Annotated in this window: 18 protein-coding genes; 6 read left to right on the top strand and 12 right to left on the bottom strand. The window is 49.9% G+C overall.

Annotated elements, in window-relative coordinates; all coding sequences use genetic code 11:
• Nucleotides 1-28: 28 nt before the first annotated feature.
• The 5 genes from ROJ03_RS06825 to accB all read right to left on the bottom strand — a co-directional run bounded on the left by ROJ03_RS06825 (nucleotide 29) and on the right by accB (nucleotide 5,218).
• Nucleotides 29-1,561 (bottom strand): 4Fe-4S binding protein, encoded by a 1,533-nt coding sequence (locus ROJ03_RS06825; RefSeq protein ID WP_313726260.1) that lies wholly within the window; start codon nucleotides 1,559-1,561, stop codon nucleotides 29-31.
• 197 nt (nucleotides 1,562-1,758) lie between these two features.
• Nucleotides 1,759-2,673, bottom strand: coding sequence for an acetyl-CoA carboxylase carboxyl transferase subunit alpha (gene accA, locus ROJ03_RS06820; RefSeq protein ID WP_313726259.1), 915 nt, complete (start codon nucleotides 2,671-2,673; stop codon nucleotides 1,759-1,761).
• On the bottom strand, nucleotides 2,666-3,445 hold the full coding sequence (gene accD / locus ROJ03_RS06815; protein ID WP_313726258.1) for an acetyl-CoA carboxylase, carboxyltransferase subunit beta: 780 nt from the start codon (nucleotides 3,443-3,445) through the stop codon (nucleotides 2,666-2,668). Before accD ends, accA begins: the two co-directional genes overlap by 8 nt.
• A complete protein-coding gene (locus ROJ03_RS06810; RefSeq protein ID WP_313726257.1) occupies nucleotides 3,435-4,772 on the bottom strand; it encodes a biotin carboxylase N-terminal domain-containing protein in 1,338 nt (445 codons plus the stop codon). Before ROJ03_RS06810 ends, accD begins: the two co-directional genes overlap by 11 nt.
• The gene (gene accB / locus ROJ03_RS06805; protein ID WP_313726256.1) at nucleotides 4,769-5,218 is read right to left on the bottom strand and encodes an acetyl-CoA carboxylase biotin carboxyl carrier protein; all 450 of its coding nucleotides are present in this window, start codon (nucleotides 5,216-5,218) and stop codon (nucleotides 4,769-4,771) included. Before accB ends, ROJ03_RS06810 begins: the two co-directional genes overlap by 4 nt.
• Before the next feature lie 177 nt (nucleotides 5,219-5,395).
• On the opposite strand from accB, the gene ROJ03_RS06800 reads away from it, so the two are divergent.
• The 6 genes from ROJ03_RS06800 to fabV are packed head-to-tail and all read left to right on the top strand — an operon-like array spanning nucleotide 5,396 to nucleotide 10,995.
• The gene (locus ROJ03_RS06800) at nucleotides 5,396-6,346 is read left to right on the top strand and encodes a beta-ketoacyl-ACP synthase III (RefSeq protein ID WP_313726255.1); all 951 of its coding nucleotides are present in this window, start codon (nucleotides 5,396-5,398) and stop codon (nucleotides 6,344-6,346) included.
• Nucleotides 6,340-7,293 (top strand): ACP S-malonyltransferase, encoded by a 954-nt coding sequence (locus tag ROJ03_RS06795; RefSeq protein ID WP_313726254.1) that lies wholly within the window; start codon nucleotides 6,340-6,342, stop codon nucleotides 7,291-7,293. The genes ROJ03_RS06800 and ROJ03_RS06795 overlap by 7 nt, the downstream gene beginning before the upstream one ends.
• A 1-nt stretch (nucleotide 7,294) precedes the next feature.
• Nucleotides 7,295-8,032, top strand: a complete 738-nt coding sequence (gene fabG, locus ROJ03_RS06790) for a 3-oxoacyl-[acyl-carrier-protein] reductase (RefSeq protein ID WP_313726253.1) — start codon at nucleotides 7,295-7,297, stop codon at nucleotides 8,030-8,032.
• Nucleotides 8,033-8,049: 17 nt separating this feature from the next.
• Nucleotides 8,050-9,303, top strand: coding sequence for a beta-ketoacyl-ACP synthase II (gene fabF / locus ROJ03_RS06785; RefSeq protein WP_313726252.1), 1,254 nt, complete (start codon nucleotides 8,050-8,052; stop codon nucleotides 9,301-9,303).
• A gap of 12 nt (nucleotides 9,304-9,315) precedes the next feature.
• Entirely contained in the window at nucleotides 9,316-9,771 is a 456-nt protein-coding gene (fabZ, locus tag ROJ03_RS06780; protein ID WP_313726251.1) for a 3-hydroxyacyl-ACP dehydratase FabZ, read from the top strand.
• A 12-nt stretch (nucleotides 9,772-9,783) separates the two neighbouring features.
• A complete protein-coding gene (gene fabV, locus ROJ03_RS06775; protein ID WP_313726250.1) occupies nucleotides 9,784-10,995 on the top strand; it encodes an enoyl-ACP reductase FabV in 1,212 nt (403 codons plus the stop codon).
• Nucleotides 10,996-11,149: 154 nt separating this feature from the next.
• Here fabV and ROJ03_RS06770 read toward each other — a convergent pair whose 3' ends face one another.
• The 7 genes from ROJ03_RS06770 to ROJ03_RS06740 form a co-directional block, all read right to left on the bottom strand.
• Entirely contained in the window at nucleotides 11,150-12,136 is a 987-nt protein-coding gene (locus ROJ03_RS06770) for a LacI family DNA-binding transcriptional regulator (RefSeq protein ID WP_313726249.1), read from the bottom strand.
• A gap of 103 nt (nucleotides 12,137-12,239) precedes the next feature.
• On the bottom strand, nucleotides 12,240-13,529 hold the full coding sequence (locus ROJ03_RS06765; RefSeq protein ID WP_313726248.1) for a TRAP transporter large permease subunit: 1,290 nt from the start codon (nucleotides 13,527-13,529) through the stop codon (nucleotides 12,240-12,242).
• A gap of 11 nt (nucleotides 13,530-13,540) precedes the next feature.
• Nucleotides 13,541-14,011 carry a TRAP transporter small permease gene (locus ROJ03_RS06760; protein WP_313726247.1) on the bottom strand — a complete coding sequence of 157 codons (471 nt, stop codon included), beginning with the start codon at nucleotides 14,009-14,011 and terminating at the stop codon, nucleotides 13,541-13,543.
• A gap of 92 nt (nucleotides 14,012-14,103) precedes the next feature.
• Nucleotides 14,104-15,099, bottom strand: coding sequence for a C4-dicarboxylate TRAP transporter substrate-binding protein (locus ROJ03_RS06755; protein ID WP_313726246.1), 996 nt, complete (start codon nucleotides 15,097-15,099; stop codon nucleotides 14,104-14,106).
• A gap of 22 nt (nucleotides 15,100-15,121) precedes the next feature.
• The gene (locus ROJ03_RS06750) at nucleotides 15,122-16,780 is read right to left on the bottom strand and encodes an FAD-binding protein (protein ID WP_313726245.1); all 1,659 of its coding nucleotides are present in this window, start codon (nucleotides 16,778-16,780) and stop codon (nucleotides 15,122-15,124) included.
• Between the two features lie 12 nt (nucleotides 16,781-16,792).
• Nucleotides 16,793-17,572 carry an enoyl-CoA hydratase/isomerase family protein gene (locus ROJ03_RS06745; protein ID WP_313726244.1) on the bottom strand — a complete coding sequence of 260 codons (780 nt, stop codon included), beginning with the start codon at nucleotides 17,570-17,572 and terminating at the stop codon, nucleotides 16,793-16,795.
• The gene (locus ROJ03_RS06740; RefSeq protein WP_313726243.1) at nucleotides 17,569-18,759 is read right to left on the bottom strand and encodes a CaiB/BaiF CoA-transferase family protein; all 1,191 of its coding nucleotides are present in this window, start codon (nucleotides 18,757-18,759) and stop codon (nucleotides 17,569-17,571) included. The genes ROJ03_RS06745 and ROJ03_RS06740 overlap by 4 nt, the downstream gene beginning before the upstream one ends.
• Between the last annotated feature and the right edge of the window lie 165 nt (nucleotides 18,760-18,924).

Raw genomic sequence — 18,924 nt, 5'->3', positions numbered from 1 at the left:
GCCCTGTACCAAGCTCTTGTCAATTCCCCTACCTTCTGCGAACAAGGGCATTCAGTTTGGTTTTCATCTCCGAGAACTCCATGCCCTTCTCTGTGGCAAAATCCTTGATGGCCATCGTCAGGCTTTTGGGTTTCCCCACTGCTGCCTCAATATCTGCAAGGAGGTAGCCGGCATCTATAAGGTCCTTGAATGTGGTTTTCCCCGTAAAGGAGATGGTCGGACTACCGGGGAGGCTGCCTTCGGCTGGGCTTGTGAGCTTTTCATCGAGACTCTCCCCAAAGCCTGGGGGGCTCCCTTTCCCTTCCCTCTTCAGCACATCGATCGCCGATTGTGGCAGGATGGTCCCAGCTTCCCGTACATGGGGAAGGGCCGTATAGAGCGATACAAAGAGCCGTGCGGAGTCGGTGCCAATCTCCTGGCCTTCGGGGGTCTTTCCCAGGTAGAGAGCTTCTAGGGAGCTGACCTTATCAGAGGAAGAAGAGGAACCGAAAGCTTCCATCAAGAGGGAAGAAGGGATGTTGAAGGCCTTGGAGATATCGTCCCAGGTATAGGACCCGCGGATATCACTTGGACTCGGTTGCCCAACAAAATCCCCCTGCCTGATAAGGGCTGGCTTCTTGGAGGACTCCACACTCCATAGGCCAAGGAGCATCGAAAGACCAATGCCGCCAAGAAGGACAGCCCCTGATACCAGGCCCAAGGTTTTCGTGGATATCCTTTTCTTCGGCTTTGCTATAGAGAAGTCCACAGTATCAGCAATAGTGCATGCAGATTCGCTGGTACATTTCATGCAGGAGATACACTGGTGGTCCCTCACAACTGAAGCTGTGGCAACATCGATGTTCATGGGACAGGCCTTGGAACATGCATTGCAGGAGATGCAGGTTGCCTCCACCCTCCTGATCTTAAACACCCTGAACAGGTTGAAGAGGCCCTGGAAGGCCCCATACGGGCAGGCATATTTGCAGAAGGGGCGTTCGACAAAAAGGGAGAGGACCATGACGATCCCAAGCAGGACAAAACCTGAGATGGCCACCTCACTGCTGTAGAAATTGAACAGGGCAAAGTAGGGGTCATAGGCCTGGAACACCAACTTGCCGGTGATGACGGTCATGTAGGAAACCCAGGCAAGGACAAGATACCGGGAATATCGAAGTACCTTGTCCAGCTTGGGGTTGATGAAATGGTTGTATCGTTTCTTGAACAGCTTGCGTCCAACCTTTCCGATCCACTCCTGGAAGGTTCCGAACGGACAGATCCAGCCACAGATGACCGGTCCAAACAGGACGGCCAGCAACAGGCCAAGCACAGCCAGGATTACCGATGAGTCGTGCACCTTCTTCACCAGGGTTCCAAGGGTCACCAGATTCCAGAACGAGACAACCCCGCCAAAGGGGCAGATGGCATGCAGCGATGCCCCACCAAGGATGGCTGGCAGGACGATCCCACCCTCTGCCAAACCGTGTATCGTAGCGATGAACGCTACCAGCACAAAGAACCCGATCTGCATGGCGCTACGCCATCTCTGTACCTTGTTTTTCCTAAGAGTACGCTTTTTCATTCCCTACCATCCTTATGCGATAGACCCTACTGACCGTAGCCTCATCCCAAGGGGAAGCGGCTGGGAGTCTCTCGTAGAGTCTTTCTAAGGATAGGGGCCAAGGATGTGCATTGTATGGAGAGTGCATACACAAGCGGTAATGGTTGGGACAAAAAAACGAGAGCCGTTACATCTCTGCAACAGCTCTTGTGTTTCCTTTACCGTAGGCTTTCGGTCTTCTTGAACACCTCAAGCAGAGGGTCCCACCACTCCTTGCCTCCGGAAACCTCACCGATCCCCCGGATTTTCCGGATCCTATAGCGAACCAGGTTCTCCACCGGTTTGGCACAGAGCACATCCAAGTCCCGGATGATGATATCCTTGATTAACTGGGCTGTCTCGATAGGGGATTTTTCGGCGATGATGTCATGGATAACCCCAAATTCCTTGAGGTTCCTAGCCGTCATCTTCATCGCCTCAGCTGCTTCCTTGGCCTTCGAAGGGTCACGAAGGAGAATCGAGGCAAACCCCTCTGGGGTAATGACCGAATAGACGGCATTCTCCAGCATGTAGAGCTTGTCTCCCACCCCGATACCCAAAGCCCCTCCACTGCCACCCTCTCCTATGATAAAACAGAGCACAGGGGTCTTCAGTGTGGCAAAGACCTTCAGGTTCTGGGCTATGGCTTCGCCAATGCCCCTCTCCTCGGAACCAAGGCCCGGGTATGCCCCGGGGGTATCGATGAAACAGACAACAGGGCGTCCGAACTTCTCAGCCTGCTTGGCAAGCCGGAGAGCCTTTCGGTACCCCTCGGGATTGCTCATCCCGTAGTTGCACAGCACATTCTCCTTGAAGTTGGCACCCTTGTGGTTGCCTATGAAGGTGATCGCCCGCCCCCCAATGGTCCCGATGCCACCGACCATGGCAGGGTCATCGCCATAGAGGCGGTCCCCATGCAGTTCCATGAAGTCATCGCACATCAGGTTGATGTACTGCTTTGCACCGGTGCGTCCCTGCTGGCGGGAGAGCAACACGCAATCCCAGGAGGATTTCTGCTCCTTGGCACTGGTAACGATCGTCTCAATCCTCTCGAGCGTACTCTTGAGCATGGTATCGTCCTTTATCTCACTCATTGGGAATCCTCCTTGTGTGGGTCTTGATAAGGTAGGAGAGGGTGCTTCTGAGCTTTCCCCTGGTGACTATCATATCCACAAACCCACGTTCCAGCTGGAACTCCGAACGCTGGAACCCTTCAGGAAGCTTCTCCCTGATGGTGCCCTCAATGACCCTAGGGCCTGCAAACCCGATGACTGCCCCCGGTTCTGCCAGGATGACATCGCCGAGCATGGCAAAGGAGGCCGTCACCCCACCTGTGGTCGGATTGGTAAGCACAATGAACAGGGGGGTCCGGGTCTCTTCCAACAAGGCAGCGGCACTGGCTGTCTTTGCCATCTGCATCAGGGAGAATATCCCCTCCTGCATCCTGGCACCACCACTTGCGGTAAAGAGGATCACAGGCTCCCCATTGAGGCAGCCCTCTATGATGGCCTGGGTAATCTTTTCCCCTACCACCGAGCCCATGCTTCCTCCCATGAAGGAGAAACTCATGATGCCTACCACAACATCCTGGCCTTCGATACGGCACTTGCCGATGCTCACCGCATCGCTGAGGGATGATTTCTTCTGGTTTTCCTTTAGCTTGTCCTCATAGCCTGCCAAGGCGATGGGGTTCACAGACCTCATCCCTACAGCCATCTCGACAAAGGAGTCTTCATCTGCAATGAGGGAAAGCCTCTCCGAAGGGGTAAGGGGAAAATAGAAGTTACAGTAGGGACATATCTTGTGGCTATCGAGCTCAACCTCTTTCTGACACTGAGGACAGAGCGCACTACTCTTATTTGCCATGGGTATTCTCCTCTGTTTCACAGATCTTCGTATACAGGTCGGTACCGAAGCGCCCTGAACGGAACTGGATCGAGCCTATGAGCAGTTTCTGCTCTTCCAGGTTGGTGTCGATGCCCTCTATGACGACCTCGGAGAGGGCGCGCAACATCGTAGCGATCCCCTGGTCCCTGTCGGGACAGTGGACGATGATTTTGGCGATCAAGGGGTCATAATAGGGGCTGAGAACCGAGTTGGCAACCAAGTGCGAATCAATGCGCACATGGGGGCCCAGGGGGAAGTTCAGCTTGGTGATGGTCCCTGCACTCTTGCCGTTTATCCTGCACTCAAGGCTGTATCCGCTGAGGCGGACATCCTCCTGTGTAAGAGTGAGGGGTTTGCCGGAGGCTATCCCTATCTGGGCCTTCACCAGGTCGATGCCACTGACCAGTTCACTGACAGGGTGCTCGACCTGAAGACGGGCATTCACCTCCATGAAATAGTAGTGACCCCCTTCCACGAGGTATTCAACAGTCCCGGCTCCCCTATAGCCAAGCTTCTGGAACAGCTTGACCGAGTCAGAGCACATCCTCTCCCGCATCTCCTGGGTAAGGATTGGTGATGGGCTCTCTTCCAATAACTTCTGGTGGTTCTTCTGCACCGAGCAGTCCCGCTCCCCAAGATGGAGGACGGTGCCCTGCCCATCGGAGAGCAACTGGATCTCCAGATGTCTGGGGTTCTGCAGGTATCGCTCCATATGCACAGAGGCATCACCAAAGAAGGCAAGGGCCTCCTTCTTGGCTATCTGCAGGGCATTGGCAAGGGCCTTTTTCTCAAAGACAATGCGCATGCCACGCCCTCCACCGCCACAGGCGGCCTTGAGTATGATGGGATAGCCAATGCTCTCAGCAGTTGCCAGGGCATCGTCGAGATCCTTGATCTCCTCGCTGCTGCCTGGCGTTATGGGCAAGCCACACCCCAATGCGGTAGCTCGGGCTGCAACCTTGTTTCCCAACAGGGCGATGGTCTCGCTTCTGGGGCCAATGAATACCAGGCCTGCATGTTCGACTTCCCGGGCAAAATCAGCATTCTCGGAGAGAAAGCCTACCCCAGGGTGAATGGCATCACAGCGGCAAAGGCATGCTGCTGCAATGATGTTCTTCTTGTTCAGATAGCTTTGGGCAGTGGCAGGAGGCCCGATGCAGACAGCTTCGTCTGCAAGCTGATAGGCCAGAGAGAGCTTGTCCGCAGTGGAATAGGCCAGGACACTCCTGAGGCCCAGGTCCCTACAGGCCCTGATGATCCGTACCGCTATCTCGCCGCGGTTGGCAATGAGGATTGATCGGATCATCGCCTTCTTACCGTAAACAGTGGCTGACCAAACTCAACCATCGCTTCAGGCTTTGCTAGGACAGAGACGATTTCACAAGCAAAGTCAGCCTGGAGCTGGTTCATCATCTTCATCGCCTCGATGGTGCAGATGATACCGCCTTCCTGTACCTGGTCACCTACCTTTACATAGGCAGGGGCATCAGGGGCTGGGGTGAGATAGAAAGTTCCCACGATCGGGGATTTGATCGTCTCAAGATCGCCATCCTCTGTTTTTTCTTCAGCTTTGGCCTTGGATTGTTCTCTCTTTTCCTGTGCAGGGGCAACAAAGGCTGCTGAAGCAGTGGCTTCACCCTGACGCTTGAACTTGAGTGAATACCGGGAACAGGAGAGTTCCATTTCACCGAGAGAGCTTTGCTCAAAAAGAGCTATGACCGATGCAAGGTCCATTTGTTCAATTGTTTCCATTCTATTTGTCCTTCCTCATTAAGGGGATGGGGCCGCTCCAAAGGGAGCTACCAGATTTGGACCAATAATAACAGTATCGACTTTTAGTGTCAATATTGACATAATACTTAATATTGTAATATACATACACCATCATGCCCTCCCCTGGGCAAGGTATACGAACACAAGGAGTGGACAGTGAAGTCTCCACAACACATATATATCTCGGCACTTGGCCTCTATGCCCCGGAAAAGATACTTACCAATGACAATCTTGCAGAGTTTGTGGACACAAGCGATGAGTGGATACGTTCCCATACAGGCATCGGAGAGCGACATATAGCCGCAGAGAATGAACAGTGTTCAGATCTCGCCGTCAAGGCCGCCAAGTATCTCTTTGAAAAAAACAATCTGAGTATGGATGGGATCGACGGCATCGTGGTGGCCACCGCTACACCCGACTACTACGGCTTTCCCTCCACAGCCTGCATCATCGCCGAGAAGCTTGGCTTGAAGGGCCCGGCGGCTTTTGATATTGGGGCCGGTTGTACCGGCTTCATCTATGCCCTGGAGGTAGCTAGGGCCATGATCAAGAGCGGCAGCATGACCCGTGCCCTGGTCTTCGGCTCGGAAAAGCTCTCCGCTGTGGTCAACTGGAAGGACCGTAACACCTGCGTCCTCTTTGGGGACGGAGCTGGTTGTGCACTTCTTGAGGCAACGGATGAAGAGAAGGGCATCCTTGACTCAACGCTCCATGCAGAGGGATCGGGCTCCCTGTCACTGGTCATCGAGAACGGGGGCCACGCCATCGCCATGGAAGGGAGGGCAGTCTATGCCTTTGCCGTCAGGGCGATCGGGGACACCATCGTCGAACTTTTGAAAAGAAACGACCTCACCATTGGCGACATCGACTGGATAGTCCCACACCAGGCAAACAAGAGGATCATTGCAGCGTGCTCAAAGCGCTACAACTTCGATCCCTCTCTCTTTTACATGAATATCGAACGGTATGCGAATACCTCGGCAGCCTCCATCCCCATCGCCCTCTCAGAGATGGAAGATGCCGGGTTGCTCAAAGCTGGCCAGAAGATCCTCTTTGTAGGATTCGGGGCCGGACTCACCTATGGAGGTACACTCATTCAATGGTAAACATCATCGCACTCTACCCAGGACAGGGAAGCCAATACCCGCAGATGGCACTCGACCTCTACGCATCGTCACAAAAGGTCAGGGAGCTGTTCGCCCTCGCTTCCGAGCAGACTAGGCGAGACCTCCACCTCCTGCTGGAGAACGGCAGTGAGGAGGACCTGAAAAGGACCGAGGTAACCCAGCTCGTGGTTACCCTGGCCAACCGCAGCGCCCACCTCAGGCTTGCCGAGCTGGGGTATTCCTTTGTCTGCCATAGTGGCTTCAGCCTTGGGGAACTCAGCGCCTATGCAGGTGCGAAAATCCTTGATGATGCCACACTCTTTACCCTGGTAGAGAAACGTTCGGCCCTTATGGCTGAGGCTGCAGTACGTGCTGAAGAAATCCATGGAAAGCTCGGCATGGCAGCGGTCATCGGGATGGGCTATGACGGGGTGCTCGCAATCCTGAAGGAGAACTCCATCACCGGCCTCTACCCTGCCAACGACAACGGCCCAAGCCAGGTCGTGATCTCAGGGCTGCTGTCCAGCATGGAGGAGGCAAAACCCCTGCTCATGGCCTCTGGGGCACGAAGGGTCCTCCCCCTCAAGGTCTCGGGTCCCTTCCACACCCCCTTCATGGATGATGCCACCAAGGAGTTCTCCGCATTCCTGGAGAGCCTGCCCTTCCATGATGCAAAAGAGCGGGTCATCTCCTCGGTCAATGCCGAGGAGGTGGTCACAGCCAGCCAAGCCAGGGACCTCCTGGGAAGGCAGCTTGCCAACCCTGTGCGTTGGACAAAGGTCATGCAACAGGTGGGCGCCATCAGGGACGAGAGTGACAGGACAATGCTCGCTGAGGTAGGGTCGGGAACCGTCCTTACTGGACTTTGGAAAAACAGTGGCCTCGGTGGGGTCTCGATCCCCCTTGGCAAAGAGACAGAGATACAAGATATGAGAAAGGAAGGCTAATATGGCAGAAAAGAAGCATGCCCTGGTAACCGGTGGTTCACGGGGTATTGGTATGGCAATAGTTGATCAGCTGCTCCAGCAAGGGTGTGATGTCTGGTACCTCTCCAGAAGCGAAGGAGAAGCGGCCTCCCTCAGGACAAAGGCCGAATCCTTGGGCTGCAGCCTCACCTGGGTCGAGTGCAACATGGCCGACCGTGTCTCTGTGGAACAGGCTGTGGAACAGGTCATCAAGGATGCCAAGAGCATCGAGGTGCTGGTAAACAATGCGGGCATCACCCGAGACGGGCTGATCATGCGCATGAAGGACGAGGCCTGGGATGAAGTCATCGCCGTCAACCTGACAGGAGCCTTCCTCACCTCCAGGAGGATAGGAAGACTCATGGCTAGCCAGAGAATGGGAAGCATCATCAACATATCATCGGTGGTGGGCATCATGGGCAACGGGGGCCAGTCAAACTATGCCGCCTCCAAGGCAGGGCTCATCGGTTTCTCCAAGAGCCTCGCCCGCGAGCTCTCCAGCCGTGGAGTCCGGGTCAATGTGGTCGCCCCTGGCTTTATCCAGACAGCCATGACCGACGTCCTTCCCGATACCCTGAAAGAGGGTCTGAATACCCAGATACCCCTGGCCAGGATTGGAAAAGCAGAAGAGGTAGCCCACGCTGTGGCATTCCTCGCATCAGAGAAGGCTTCCTACATCACCGGCCAGGTTTTGGCTGTCGATGGCGGGATGGCAATGTAAGTATGGGAGTGAGAAATATGAACAATGGCAGGCGTGTAGTAGTGACAGGAATGGGCACGGTAAATCCCTTGGGAAAGCGTGTCGATGAGTTTTGGCAGAACATCAAGGACGGGGTCAGCGGTGTAGGTCCCCTGACAAAGTTCGATACGACCGACTACCCTGCAAAGATCGCAGGTGAGGTACGCGATTTCGACCCCTCGGACCTCCTTGACCGAAAGGAGACCCGAAGCATGGCTGACTTCACCAAGTTCGCTGTCTATTCATCAGTGCAGGCTATGGACCAGGCAGGGTTGAAGGAGGGTCTGTACGACCCCTTCAGGAGCGGTGTCTACCTTGGCAACGGTATCGGTGGCTTTGAGGTGGTGGAAGAAAACCTAAGGAAGCTCTATGAGCGTGGCCCCCATGCGGTAGCCCCCCTCACCATCCCCAAGCTCATCGCAAACGAGGCTGCTGGCAATATCGCCATCCATTTCAACTTCCAGGGTCCCTGCCGCACAACGGTAACCGCTTGTGCCTCAGGAACCGATGCCATCGGGGATGCCTTCAACTCCATCCGCTTTGGTCTGGTAGATGTCGCCATCGCTGGAGGAACGGAAGCCGCCATAACCCCTCTCTCCGTAGCTGGGTTCTGCCGCATCCAGGCCCTTTCCACGGCCTATAATGAGACACCACAGCTTGCATGCCGCCCCTTTGACAAGGACCGCGACGGATTCATCATCGGAGAGGGAGCAGGTATCCTGGTCCTGGAATCCCTGGAGCACGCCCTAGAGCGCAAGGCCACCATCCTAGGGGAGATAGCTGGCTACAGCATGACCTGTGATGCCTACCACCTTACCGCACCCAATCCCGAGGGCGACGGAGCCGCAAGGGCAATGAAGGAGGCCATCGCAATGGCTGGGGCAAAGCTTGAGGAAGTTGACTACATCAACGCCCACGGCACTTCAACGGCAGCCAACGATGCGATGGAGACGAAGGCCATCAAGCAGCTGTTCGGCGACCATGCCTACAAGCTGAAGGTCTCCTCCACCAAGTCGATGACCTCCCACCTTGTAGCTGCTGCCGGTGCCGTCGAGGCCATCATCTGCCTGCTTGCCCTGCGCGACCAGTACTTCCCCTGCACCCTGAACTACACGACACCCGACCCTGAACTCGATCTTGACTATGTACCGAACAAGGGTATGAATGGTACAATTCGCTATGCTGTCAGCAACTCTTTAGGTTTCGGCGGACACAATGGCGTGCTTGTATTCAAATCCTATAGACCAGAATAAGGAGCTATACGTATGAGTGAAACATTTGAATCATTACAGGAGCTGCTTCCACACCGCGACCCGTTTTTGTTTGTCGACGAGCTTTTGGAAGCAGATGAGAAACATACCGTCGGCAGGCGGCTATTTACGCCAGATGACTGGTTCTTCAAGGGCCACTTCCCCCACTACCCTGTGGTACCCGGTGTTATCCTAGTCGAGACGATGGCGCAATGTGGTGGGGCCGGGCTGTGCCAGGTCGGTATCCTCCCCCATGGGGCCTTCTTTGTGTTGGGCACAGTGGACAAGGCAAAGTTCCGCAGCCAGGTACGCCCTGGGGATACTGCCATCATCGAAGTGCAGAATACCCGTGTCTCGCAGATCATGCTCAGGCAGAGCGGGACGATCACCGTCAACGGCGTCAAGGCTGCAGAAGCAAGCTGGATGTGCATCGTCGGTGGTGGGGATGTAAAGATCAATGGAACGAAATAAGGGAGTCTCTCTGTGATAATTACGAAAAAGGTTCTGAGAAACGTCTCTTTGACAGCCCACCCCCTTGGGTGTCGACAGTATGTGCTCGACCAGATAGATTGGGTCAGGCAGCATGCTTTGCAAGCCAACAATTCCCTCTATGCTCCCGTCGAGAAAAAGCTCTTTCCCAAGCGTGTACTGGTGCTTGGAGGTTCGACCGGATACGGACTCTCTTCGAGGATTGTCTCAGCCTTTGGTGGCGGAGCCGATACACTCAATGTTTCGTTTGAACGGGAACCGAGTGAGACAAAGACAGCAACCCCAGGGTGGTACAACACCACAGCCTTTGAGGCTGAGGCAAGGAAGGCAGGGCTTAAGGCCGAGTCGGTCTTCGGCGACGCCTTCTCCAACGAGACAAAGGCGTTGACTTCAGAGTTGATCAAGAAAACCCTCGGGCAGGTGGATCTGGTTATCTACAGCCTCGCCTCACCGCTACGGACCGACCCTGCAACAGGAATTACCTACCGATCGGTGCTGAAACCCCTTGGGGAGCCGTTTACCGCCCTCTCGGTGGACATGGAGAGCCCTTTGGTGAAAAAGGCTACCATTGAACCGGCTGAAGGAACTCAGACTGAGGAGACCGTGAAGGTAATGGGTGGAGAGGACTGGACACTCTGGATCGACTATCTGCTTGCAGAGAACCTCCTTGCATCCAATGCCATGACTGTCTCCTACTCCTACATCGGGCCTAAGATCACCTACCCTGTCTACAGGGAAGGGACCATCGGAGCGGCCAAGGAGCACCTGGAACAATCGGCAAATGCAATAACCGAGAAGCTCGCACCCCTTGGTGGCAAGGCGTACGTTTCGGTAAACAAGGCCCTGGTGACCCGCGCAAGCGCAGTCATCCCGGTAGTCCCCCTCTATATGGCACTGCTCTATCAGGTGATGAAGGAGAAGGGTCTGCATGAGGGGTGCACCGAGCAGATCTACCGCCTCTTCACTGACCGTCTCTACGCTGACAAGCAGATAGAGACAGACAGCAAGGGCAGGATCCGACTCGATGACTGGGAGATGAAACAGGATGTTCAGGCTGAGGTTGAGAGACGGTGGGCATTGCAGACCGAGGGCGAGGAGCTCAAGCAGGGTGACCTTGATGGTGTCAGACTTGAGTATGAGCAGATCCATGGCTTTGGCTTCCCAAGCATCGACTATACCCTCGATGTCGACCCTAGGGTGATCTGAGAAAGTTCAGGCAAGTGGAAATGCTTCGCTGTTATACCGTTAGAGCAAAAGGGCAACCAAAGAAAAAATGGTTGCCATTCTTTATGGGAAAAAGCAATGTTCTCTCGGGAGATTGTACATATTTCTTAAACACTCAGGCCAAAGCTACAAATTCTCAAATGCTTGCCTGAGTAGACATCCTCTTCACAAGGTGTCCGATTAAGGGCAAGTCATCCTTTTCAAGATGGCCTTTAAGGATACTTTCAACAGATTTCTTTGCAATCACATCAATTGGCATCCTGTAGGATGAAAGAGGGGGATAGATTTTCTGTGCCATGAGGGTATCGTCAAACCCGACCACCATTACATCCTCAGGCATCCTTTTACCCAGTTTATACAAAACCTTATACACTTCAAATGCCAACATGTCATTGCTGGTGAATATTGCATCAGGAAAATCTTCCAGCGCGAAAAGCTCCTCTATACGTTTACAAGTGTTCTCCTTTTCTGCATTTAATATAATAAACGACTCATGGAAGGGGAGATTACTGTCAGACAGAGCCACTTTCATTCCCTCATATCTTTCTTGGTAGATCATATTGTCGAAACTTTGGAAAATCCCTGCAATATGCTTCCGGTTCAAAGAGCTCAGATGCGTAATAATTTCATAAGCAGCATTGAAGTTGTCTTCAATGATACAAAAGTCCAAGGCATCAGGAAACGCTCTGTTTATAAATACAAAAGGGATTTGTTTTTTCTGCAAATCCAGGAAATGAGAAATCTCATTTGATACCGGGATCACAATCATCCCTTTGATTTTCCTATTGCTGAGTGCTAAAACGAACTTTTTCTCTTTTTTTCTGTCGTAGCTAGAATTGCAGAGATATATCAACAACCCCATGGCATTAGCATATTTCTCAATCTGAGCTGCTAGCTCCATATAATAAAAGTTTGTGATATCTGGTACAATCAGCCCGATAGTATTGCTCACACCGACTTTCAGTTCTGTCGCAATACTATTTGGTTGATATCTTAATTCCGCCACTGCAGCAAGGACTGCCCTTCTCGTATTTTCAGAAATATATCCTTTTTCTGACAAGACTCTTGAAACAGTGCATGTTGAAACATTTGCAAGTTGGGCAACATCTTTTATCGTTGACATCCTAGTATACTCCAATTCAGACTATTGAATGAATTAGACTTTTCACCTCCTTTCATTTTTAGAATTCGGTCAGTGGAATATGCATACCCAACAACCTTCACAATCATACAGCAACGCCATACACCAAATTTGGAAGAAACAAGATAAGTTTTGGGAAGAAAATACAAACCATGATAGTTGCTACAACTGCAATATACAAGGGCCATGATTGTTTCACAGTATCACTAACCGAACATCCCATGATTGAAGAGCAAGTATACAGAGAAACACCCACGGGAGGTGTCGAAGTGCCGAAGGTCACGGTTGTCATCATGATAATGCCAAACTGGACGGGATCAATCCCAAACTTCTGGATTATTGGGATGAGAATGGGAGTTACGATAAGAGTTATTACTGTAGTCTCCATAAACATGCCAAAAACCATAAGCATCACAATTATAATAAAAAGCATGATGTACGGGTTACTAGAGAGCAAAAGCAAGGATGTCGTCAACGTTTTGGGCAGTTGGTCATAGACCACACCATAGCTGAAAATCCCTGAAAAACCAAGAATCAAAGTGATGACAGATATGTCTTTTACGCTATTCAGTAGAGTATCCAAAAACTTTTTCCATGTCAGTTCCTTGTAGATAACAACACCGACAAAGAGCGCATAGAACACAGCGAAGGCCCCTGATTCACTAGGAGTCATCAGCCCTCCTCTGATTAGCACTATCAGGATGATGGGGAACATCAGAGCCCATATGCTCTCCAAAGCAGCGCTTCCCATCTCTTTGAGTGTGGCAGGCTTGTCATGATCTGGTGTATAGCCAAAATGTCTGGCGGACCATGATACAGCAATCATCATAAATATGGCCATAATAATGCCCGGCACAAACCCGGCAACAAACAAACGGCCAATGGAAACCTCACCAACCGTTCCATAGAGAATCAGTCCCATCGAGGGTGGAATCGTCGCTACTATAAGCCCAGAAAGGCTGTTTACAGCGGCTCCCCATCCTCTGTCGTACCCTCTTCTGATCATTTCTGGGCCTAGGATTCTGCTTTGCATCGCAGCATCTGCAACTGCGGAACCAGAAACCCCACCCATCAGCGTTGAAAGAACTACAGAAACCTGACCGATAGATCCATACATATGCCCCGTCAACACATTACTAAGCTTGACCAGCCTGCTCGTTATCCCAGTATTATTCATCAAGTTTCCCGCAAAAATAAACAGGGGAATAGCTAGCATGGTAAAAGATTGTGTTGTAGAGAACGCTTTTTGCACGAGGATTGTCCAAGGCAAACCCGGAGACATGATAAAGAAGAACAATCCTGAAAGACCTATAGCAAAAGCGACAGGCATCCCAAAAAAAAGTAAAAAAATAAATAGAAGAAGTGCGTAATTCATTAGCTTGCTCCCTATACTTCGGCCGGAGTTTTTATATCTTTTATCAAGTTTTTGATTACAGTACTCAGCATAAGAAGAGATCCAACAGGAACACATAAAGTGCACCAGGCATAACTTAGCTTTAATGTATTGAATAATCTTGTCCAACTTTGCATTACAAGCTTGAAACCATACCAGATCAGTACTATGAGAAAATACATCATAGCCAAGCCAAACAGTATATTGAACACTTTCTTAACCCGACTTGGCAAAACATTGTAAAGGATATCAATAAAAATCAGCCTTCCCGATCTCATCAGAAGATCACCACCAACAAAAGTCAGCCAAGCGAAAAATAACAAAGAGATATCTTGTGCCCAGTTCAAAGGATAGCCAAACTTTCTCATTACCGCTGCAACAAACACTAATGTCGCTATAGAAGCCAGAAAGAAAGCCGTGACCACTTTCTCCGTTTTGAAGATAATGTCATCTAGTTTATTCATTTTGATTACCTTCCTAAGAAAATCAAGTGAGTATAATTGATGGAAATGCCTTAAAAGGCATCTCCATCAATTATTTTAATCTCTATAAAGAGTTATTGGACTTTCCCAATCGCTTTATAGATCTCATTGCGAAGATCAAGATATCCCATCTTCACATATGCAGGCTCAACAGCTTTCTTGAAAGGAGCCAGATCAGGCTTTACTATGGTCAGACCAGCCTTTACCATTAAGGCTTCACTCTTGTCTGCCTCTTCGATTACCCATTTTGCACTTTCTGCACCAACCTCTCTTGCAGTTGACTTCAATAGCGCCTGGAGGTCAGCAGGGAGACCCTGGTACCATTTTTCACCACAAATCAAACCTTGGAGTAGCTGAAAATGGCTTGTCTTGGTCAGATAGCTGACAACTTCATAAATTTTGGAAGGATACGTTGAAGTACTCTGAGCTTCAGCGCCATCAATAGCCTTTGTTTGGATTCCGTTATAGACTTCACCCCAAGCCATAGCAATAGGAGTCGCTCCCATTGCACCAATTGACGCAATACAAACAGGAGCGCCGATTGTTCGGATGGTCAAACCCTTGAGATCTGCCGGGCTGTTGATCGGCTTGTTGGTCAGGAAATGACGGGGTCCATCATAGAAGTCGAAAGCTAAGACTCTGATCTTGTGCTTTTCAGCTAATTCATCTTCCCATCTTGCAAACTGCGGAGTCTGAGTTACCTTGAGACACTCATCATAGTCATCAGCAAAGAATCCCATCATCAGGATACCCATCTCATTTACATAGGTCCCCATGCGGGCGGCATCCGTATTTACAGCAATCCCTGCACCCTGAATGGCCTGTTCAATGACGTCTTCATCATTACCCAGCTGGCTGGATGCGAATACAGATACGTTTAGTCTACCATCTGATTTCTCATTCACACGTTTGGCAAACGTGTCATAAGCCTTGTACATCAACGATTGTTCGGTCTGAGAAGTTGAAATCTTCAGATCGTACGTTTTTTTGGCTGATTCACTAGATCCTGCTGCCATAACAAGACCCATGCCGACCAACAACACCAACATAATTACCAATACTTTTTTCATGTAATCCTCCTCTGAAAAAAGGTTATCCCTGTTTTACCTGTTCAATGATATGATTGAACTTCAAATCTTTTGTCGGATAGTCAGACCGATGATGACTTCCTCTGCTCTCTTTTCTTTCTAATGCACTCTTACTTATCAACCATGTTGTTTTAGCGATACTCAGCAAATCATAATTCTTTGGTTCTAACACTTTGGAAGTAGGGGCTGACTCTAGTATATTATTAACAGACTGAGAAAATATAATCATTTCTTCAAGTCCATCTTGTGTCCTTTCCACGAGCAAGGAATTTTGAGATTTCTGCTGAAGTTCCTTCAAAACACCCTTGAAATCAACTTTTTTGTACATTAGCTCATACTTATGAATAAGTTCTTCCTTGGAATGGAGATCCGCTTCAGGAAGTGTTTGTATTTTTTTCGATTGATTTGCTGCATTTTCTCCCGCAATCTTTCCAAACACCAGACTTGTGACGAACATGTTCCCTCCGAGCCTATCCGCTCCATGGGGGCCTCCAGCGCACTCTCCTACCGCATATAAGCCGGGGATAGTGGATTCAGCATGTTGGTCTATTTTGATCCCTCCATTCATGGCATGTTGAAAACAGGCTACCTCAACCTTTTGGTCCAAAAGGTTGACTCCGCGACTTAGGATGAAATCTCTGGCTAGCGGCCACATATGAGAAATACCGCTGTCCTTGGAAAGATTTGCCACATAGGAATCAGTCATGTGGCGCATATCAACAGAGATTCCCCCATTCTCACTCCCCAATCCCTTGGAAATTGCCTTGTTAATCGCAATTTCCAAATATTTCGAATTATCTCTGGAAGAAAAAGGATAGTGCCAGACATGAGCATCAAAAACATCGTTCGGCGTTACATCTTCAGGTAAAATCTTCGAAAATATTTCCTTGCCGGTTTTATCAGTTAAAACGGGATGACCCTGCCACAGATATCCGTTAAATATATTGACCAGGGGGTAGGAAAACCCAATGCCAATCTGCATAAATTCTAGGTTCTGGATGACAGCCCCCGCCTGAAAAGCCATTTCATACGCTCCTCCTGCAACATCGGACGGGCTAAATGACCGCTTAAAGGCTCTGCCACAACCACCGCTTGCTAGAATTGTTGCCTTCGCCTGCACAGTGAGCTTTTCTCCATCGAGGATTCCATATGCTCCGATACACTGGGCATCCCCGCGAAGCAGCCCAATTATCGTCACTCCTGTAAGGACAGTTATATTCTTACGTTTTGAGATCTCTCGTCTTAGGGCAACGGCGATATTTCTTCCATGCCCCTTAATCACATGGGTCCTCGGGTATGTTGAGAAGCAACTCTGGAAAACAAACATTTCACCGTTTTCCACTTCAAAATCAACATCCCAATCTAGCAATTCGCGCATCGCTTGGGGAGCATTCTGTGCGACAATCTTCGCAAGTTTTGTATCGACTACGTCTTGTCCGGCTTCAACTATGTCCTGATAATGCAACTCTACCTCCTTCGCATTATCAGGGAAGGCTGCATTAAACCCTGCCATTTCCGCTACATCCGCATTTGTAGTTCCTGATTTCTCAATATCTTTTTTTGATACCAGAAGAACAGAAACCCCTTGATCAGCGGCAGCGATCGCAGAGCGCAAACCAGCAACTCCAGCTCCTACAACTAAAACATCCGTATCTAAAATCATATAACCAACCTACTATTTGAATTGAGGAGTTCTTTTATTGATGAATGCATCAACACCCTCTGCGCAGTCCTCAGTCTTGAAAATTTGCTTGCTAAAGTCGAGATTGGTCCTGAAATTTTCTTCTGTGGACCTTTGCCAAAGATCCCTTACCCCTTTCTTGATCAGCTTTATCGCTTCGAAAGGCTTTGAGGCGATTACTTTTGCGAGCTCTACGGCATTCTTCTCGCTTGATCCCCGGGGAACAACATAATTTACCAGTCCGATCGCTTTGGCTTCACTTGCGGTGAGTATTTTTCCCGTATACAACATTTCATACGCAACAGACAAACCAACATGTCGGGCCAAACGATAGAGGCCTCCACTGCCTGGAAAAACACCTAAGTTTATCTCAGGCAAGCCGATTTTTCCTTCTTCACTCATTAACCGCATGTCACAGGCCAAGGCTATTTCACAGCCACCACCCAAAACCGTGCCTTCCATGGCAGCTATCACAGGCTTTTGTAGCAACTCGATCTCATCAACAGCAAGATTCTCATTGAGTAGTTTCTTATTGATCACATCATCCCAGACTGCAGGAAATTCCTTGATGTCAGCACCGGCACAGAATGCTTTTTCTCCTGATCCGCGCAATACCACAACTCGAACTGCAGCATCATTTTCAATTATATGCAGAGTCCTTCTTAGTTCTGCGGTAAGTTCAAGAGTAAGAATATTAAGGGGTGGACGGTTTAGGGTGAGTATTGCTACCTTTTCAGAGATCTCTACCAGTACCAGTTTGTTTTCATACTTCATAATGCAGGCCTTTCTCCAACGACAATCCCTTCACTAACATATTCGTGGATTTGATTGTCGTCATATCCAATTTCCTTCAAAAGCTTATAGGTATAATCCCCAAGCACAGGAGGGTTTTTGCGAATTTTCAGATAGGAACCATCATATTTGTTCGCGTGTCCGACAACCCTAACCTCTCCAGCCTTTGGATGGTGGATAGTCAAGATATTATCGTTATACTTCACTTGTTCATCTTCAAGCATTTCTGAGTAACTGTTCACAGGTCCGTACCAGATTTTGTTTGCATCAAAAACTCCCATCCATTCCTTCGTTGTCTTCTTGAGCATCTCTTGGGCCACAATTTTATCAAACTCCAATCGGCGACTCATCTGGTCCTCAGTGGTAAATCCGAAAAAGGCCCCTGGCGTACACAAGGTCTGCAGTTTGTCTAATGGAACCATGAAAAGGGTTATGTATCCATCTGATGTTTTATATATCCCGTAAGGAGATTGGTGCATCCTTGTGGCAACGCCTGTTGTTGCCCTCTCGGTGAACTGCCCGCCATTCATAAAATATCCGAGAGATTCTAGCTGCAGGTCCAGAGCACCCCCAAGCAGGCTTGCTTCAATCTTGTGTCCTCTCCCAGTACGTTCACGGTCAAACAACGCTGTCACTACCCCTAACGCAGCCAAAACCGCGCTATGTTGGTCTACTACTGCAGTACCTACCGGGGCAGGAGCATCGTCCCTACTCCCTGTAATTGAGGCCAGACCACTCATGCCTTGAATTATCAGATCCTGACCAGGCTTCTCTTCATTCGGCCCTGAAGGCCCATATCCTGAACATGAGCAGTAGATCAGTCTAGGGTTAATGGCTGAGAGCTCCTCGTATCCCAAACCTAGTTTCTCCATCACACCCGGTCGGAAGTTTTCTATGATTACATCGTAGGTGCTGATGAGTTTTATGATGACTTCCTTTCCAAGGGGCGATTTCAGATCGATGGAAAGAGAGTTTTGGTTACGATTCCCAAGTAAAAAGAACATGGACACGCCACCGGGGTAGGTATTCCCTCCAGACCAGCTTCTTTCATGTGCACCTTTTGTCGGTTCAACCTTTACTACATCAGCACCCAAGTCAGCTAAAGTCTGAGCAGCTGACGGTCCTTGCAGGTAATGAGTAAAACTGAGGACCTTTACATCTCTAAGCATCTTTACCCCAAATCGAATATGTAATCGTTTATATATTGAATATAATCACATTATCATGGGGTTCTTCATTTGTAAAGATTTTTTTTTGCAGTGGATAGTTTAAATTTTTCGGAGAATGTCATAAGGAAAACTGAAGGAAAACTGATCCTATCATTTTTCTTTACA

This window comes from Sphaerochaeta sp. PS (assembly GCF_032144095.1).
Taxonomy (GTDB): domain Bacteria; phylum Spirochaetota; class Spirochaetia; order Sphaerochaetales; family Sphaerochaetaceae; genus Sphaerochaeta.
The sequence above is the reverse complement of the archived record's forward strand: the minus strand, read 5'-3'. Positions and strand labels throughout refer to the sequence as shown.